The following is a 3,950-nucleotide window of genomic DNA, read 5'->3' as shown; positions in this document are numbered from 1 at the left end:
TCGCACATGATCTTGATGCGGGTAACGATCGGGTTGCGATAGCTCGAAGGTACCTCAATGTAGGGTACCAGCGTCCCATCCTTTCGGAAGCGTATCTGAGTCTTCTCTTTTCCGGGCCGTGGCTCGATATGGATGTCGGAGGCGCCCTGCCGATAGGCGTCGATGATGATGCGGTTGACCAGCTTGACGAGTTCGTTGTCGGCGGCAGCAGAGACGTCCTCCGGTGCAAGACCGGTGTCATCTTCGTCTTGAAGGTCGGACAGGAGATCGGTAACCGAAGTATCGTCCGCCGCGCCACCGAAGAACTGCGCTACGGTCTGCAGGAACTCCCCGTGGGTGGTTACGCAATAGACCGGCTGTGCCTTCGGAAAGACGTTTTGGACGGCCCGCGAAGCGATCGCCTGCTCGGGGTCGGTAACCAGAATCAGAAGCCCCTCTGGATTTTCCTCCAGCGGCAGCCACTGGGATTGCTGAACGTAATCGCGCTTGAGGTTTCGCAGCAGATCGAGGGGCTTGACCCGATCCTGCCGGTAGGGCTCATAAGGCACGCCGAAAAAACGGGAGATGGCGCTTCCGATGTCGGCGGGCTTGAGGCGGTATTCCTCGATGAGCAACTGCTCCAGTGGAATTCCCTGTTCGCGGGCTTGACTGGTGGCCGCTTCCAGTTCGGCACCGGTCAACTTCGCGTCATTGACCAGTCCTTCATACTTTGACTTTGGCTGGACGAGGGCGTGACGTCGATGCGCAAAAGCGATTGCCAGGGTCTGTCCGAGTCCCTGGATGCCCTCTTCGGCAATCGCCGAAAATACTTCGCCGTTACGGCTGTTGATCAGTTGGATGACACCCAATACTTCACCGTTGTCCGGATTGGCGATTGGAGCGACCAGCATCTGGTGGCACCGATAGCCGCTGCGGTCATCCACTTCACGACGGAATTCCATACGGGGCGAGATCGCCTTCAGTTCCCGCTCGTCGTAGGCGTCGTGAATATTGAGCATCTGACCGGTCAGCGCGACGAAACCGGCCACGCTGTTCTCGGCAATCGGCAGGCGGATCGTGCGGATGCTGTGCAGGCCGGTCTTGACCCGTGAGGAGATGGTTGTGCGACTCTCGTCGACGATATAGATCGTCAGGCGATCGGCCGAGAATAGGGCGCAAATTTCAGATGACAACTCGAAAATGATCTCATCGATATTTTCGGTTGCATGGACGCGATTGGTGACCGCCTGGAGTCCCTTGAAAAAGGCCAGACGGCTGGCGACGTCACTGGCACCAACCCTGCTTACTGCGCTGCTCATAGTTTTGTTATGTCCGAGAAAGCGGGCGTCATCTTAAACCCGGCCTGTACTGGGTAGGGGTGTTACAACGGCCCGGAAAGACCCTGACTTTAGCCCGCCGGGAGCCGACAGCAAGCCCGCCGCGCGCACGCCCCGTAGAATTTCCGGGCTAAAAAGAGAACTCGAGGCCGTTGTACAAGGCCTTTGGCGTGAATCGCCCGCGGTAGTTGGCGATCTCGTCTAGAGTGGTTTGCGCCCGGCTCGGTTTCAGGTGAGTAATCCACACTTCGGGATTGACCTTGATCCGGTCGAGGAATAGCGCCAGCAGGCTGGGACAGAGGTGCCGGGAGGCCAGGGCGAGATCGTGCAGGGCGTCGGGGAACGCGGTTTCGATAAGGAGATAGCGAAGATCGGGTATCTCGTTGATTGCCGCGATCAGAGGCTCGGAATATGCCGTATCTCCCGAAAAAACGAGGCTGCCGCCTTCACCCGAGACTTGATACGCGACGGCTGGCACTGTGTGCAAAGCGGGCAGCGCCGTCATCCGGCGCCCACCGCCAAGTTTGGCCGACTCGCCGGTATGCATTTCTTGAAAGCGCAGAAAAGGATTGCCCCGGTCCGGGATCGACGAAAAGTCGGGCCACACCAACCAGTTGAAAATATGGGAGCGCAGGATCCGCAAAGTCTCGGGCGAGCCGTGTACAACAATCGGCATCGAGCGCGCTTCGCCGACCGTGTCGACCAATAGCGGAATCATCGCGATGTGATCGAGGTGGGCGTGCGTGACGAACACGTGATCAATGCGCAGCAACTGTTCGAACTCCAGGTCGCCAACACCGGTTCCCGCGTCGATAAGGACGTCGTCATCAACCAGAAGGGCCGTTGTACGCTGGTCGCGTCCGCCAATTCCGCCACTGCAGCCCAGAACCCGCACCTTCATCTTGATCTCATGGAATTCCGTAACAGTGGCATCCGGGTAATCCACCCAGGCGCCGGGAAATAATCGGAAGTCAGCGCTCCAGAATACGGATCGATAGGAAAATCAGGCGCCAGAAATATCACGCTCCCTCCACCGTTGGCTTTAAGGCGTGACGGTCTGTGAGAAAAACTCCATTTTCACGCCGGCGATCTCGATGATGTCGTGATCGCTCAAGCGGCGGGCCTGGGCGTCCAGCGGACGACCATTTACAACCGGAAAGACCGTTCCTTCCACATGGGTGATGAAATATCCGTGAGGGCGACGGGTTATGACCGCAACCTGAAGTCCGGGCTTACCCAGAGTCGTGAGGGATTTGGACAGCTCCAGTGTCCGGCCCGCGTGAGTTCCGCTGAGTATCTGGATCATCCCGAGTGCGGCGACCGGCGGAGCGGACGATGGGGCTGCGGCCTGTGGCTCGGGTACAACCGTGACCTCGCGTCCAGCATCCGGGTCGGGGCTCTGGGCAAAGGACATCGCTTCGCTCTGCTCAGTGACCGCTCCGCCACCTTCAGAAATGTACTTCAGACGGTACTTGCCGAGTTCAATGACGTCATTGTTCTGCAGCACGTGCTTCTTCACCGGCTGACCGTTCACGTAGGTGCCGTTGGTGCTGTTCATGTCTTCAAGAAAAGCGTCGTTCAGTATGGTCACGATTGCAGCGTGGTCGCCGCTGATTGCCAGATTGTCGATCTGGATATCGTTGTGCGGCTTGCGACCGATGGTGGTGCGCTCTTTTTCGAGCACCATCTCTTTCAGTACCAAGCCATCCATGCTCAAAATCAAACGGGGCATCGCAATTCCTATCTGAAACCAGGCTTAAGCAAGCTCGGCGCCAAGCCGCCCGAAGCGGCCGGACGACACGACAATAACCGATACATTATCCACGCCGCCCCGATCATTGGCCAGATCGACCAGATGTTCCGCCGCCAGTCGCGGATTGCCGCCCAGCGCACCGAGCACATGGGCGATGTCGGCATCCGGGAGCATCTCATTCAGCCCATCCGAACAGAGCAGATACACGTCGCCGGGCTGGAGCGAGGAGATCGTAACATCCGTGATGACACAGGCGGCGACGCCAACGGCCCGGGTGAGCAGGCCGCGCAGCGCAAGAGGGCCGTGTGATTCGGATTCGATAATGCCTGCGTCGCATTGCTCCCGCAACACGCTGTGATCGCAGGTAAGGCAAGTCAGCACATCGCCGCGAAGACGATACATTCGCGAATCGCCGATGTTGCTGGTCAGCAAAGTTCCATCACGCCTGAAGCAGGCCGCCACCAGCGTTGTTCCCATGCTCCGCAGTGCCGGATCGCTCAATGCTGCCGCATAAACTACTCGATTTGCATCGGCTGCGGCTACCCGCAAATCCCGCTCCTCAATCTGGCCGGGAAGGCACTTTTTCATACGCTGGACCCATGCGTCGACCGCCAGGCGTGCAGCCACATTGCCACCGGCATGTCCGCCCATGCCATCTGCCAGAGCAGCGATGCCCAGATGCTCATCGCAGAAGACGAAATCCTCGTTGCGCACCCGCATGCGTCCGACGTCGGAAAGCATCGCCATTCGCCAGTCGGCCTGAAATTCGTCCGCCATCGCAACTCGCTGCCTAGTGAATTTGCTCGCACAGATGGCATCGCCAAGCGATTGCCCTGTTGATCATCTGGATCAGATCCAGCGCAACCAACTTATTCCGCTTG

At 58.6% G+C, this 3,950-nt stretch carries 4 protein-coding genes; all 4 read right to left on the bottom strand.

Annotation, left to right across the window (positions count from 1 at the left end; genetic code table 11):
• On the bottom strand, positions 1-1,298 hold a 1,298-nt coding region (locus tag Q1M07_RS00820; RefSeq protein WP_300449319.1), incomplete at its 3' end, for a GAF domain-containing protein.
• A 148-nt stretch (positions 1,299-1,446) separates the two neighbouring features.
• Positions 1,447-2,217 carry a 3',5'-cyclic-nucleotide phosphodiesterase gene (locus tag Q1M07_RS00815; RefSeq protein WP_300449317.1) on the bottom strand — a complete coding sequence of 257 codons (771 nt, stop codon included), beginning with the start codon at positions 2,215-2,217 and terminating at the stop codon, positions 1,447-1,449.
• A 141-nt stretch (positions 2,218-2,358) separates the two neighbouring features.
• Complete coding sequence (locus tag Q1M07_RS00810) at positions 2,359-3,048, bottom strand: FHA domain-containing protein (RefSeq protein WP_300449315.1); 690 nt, start codon at positions 3,046-3,048, stop codon at positions 2,359-2,361.
• A 24-nt stretch (positions 3,049-3,072) separates the two neighbouring features.
• Entirely contained in the window at positions 3,073-3,846 is a 774-nt protein-coding gene (locus Q1M07_RS00805; RefSeq protein WP_300449313.1) for a protein phosphatase 2C domain-containing protein, read from the bottom strand.
• Positions 3,847-3,950: the final 104 nt, after the last annotated feature.

Source organism: Accumulibacter sp. (assembly GCF_029255285.1).
Classification (GTDB): domain Bacteria; phylum Pseudomonadota; class Gammaproteobacteria; order Burkholderiales; family Rhodocyclaceae; genus Accumulibacter.
Note: the sequence above shows the minus strand (reverse complement) of the source record. Positions and strands in the feature narration are given on the sequence as shown.

What these genes read in the sequence shown, in the direction of transcription:
- Q1M07_RS00815 (WP_300449317.1), bottom strand. Translation starts at nt 2,217, where the DNA reads ATGAAGGTGCGGGTTCTGGGCTGCAGTGGCGGAATTGGCGGACGCGAC.
- Q1M07_RS00810 (WP_300449315.1), bottom strand. Translation starts at nt 3,048, where the DNA reads ATGCCCCGTTTGATTTTGAGCATGGATGGCTTGGTACTGAAAGAGATG.
- Q1M07_RS00805 (WP_300449313.1), bottom strand. Translation starts at nt 3,846, where the DNA reads ATGGCGGACGAATTTCAGGCCGACTGGCGAATGGCGATGCTTTCCGAC.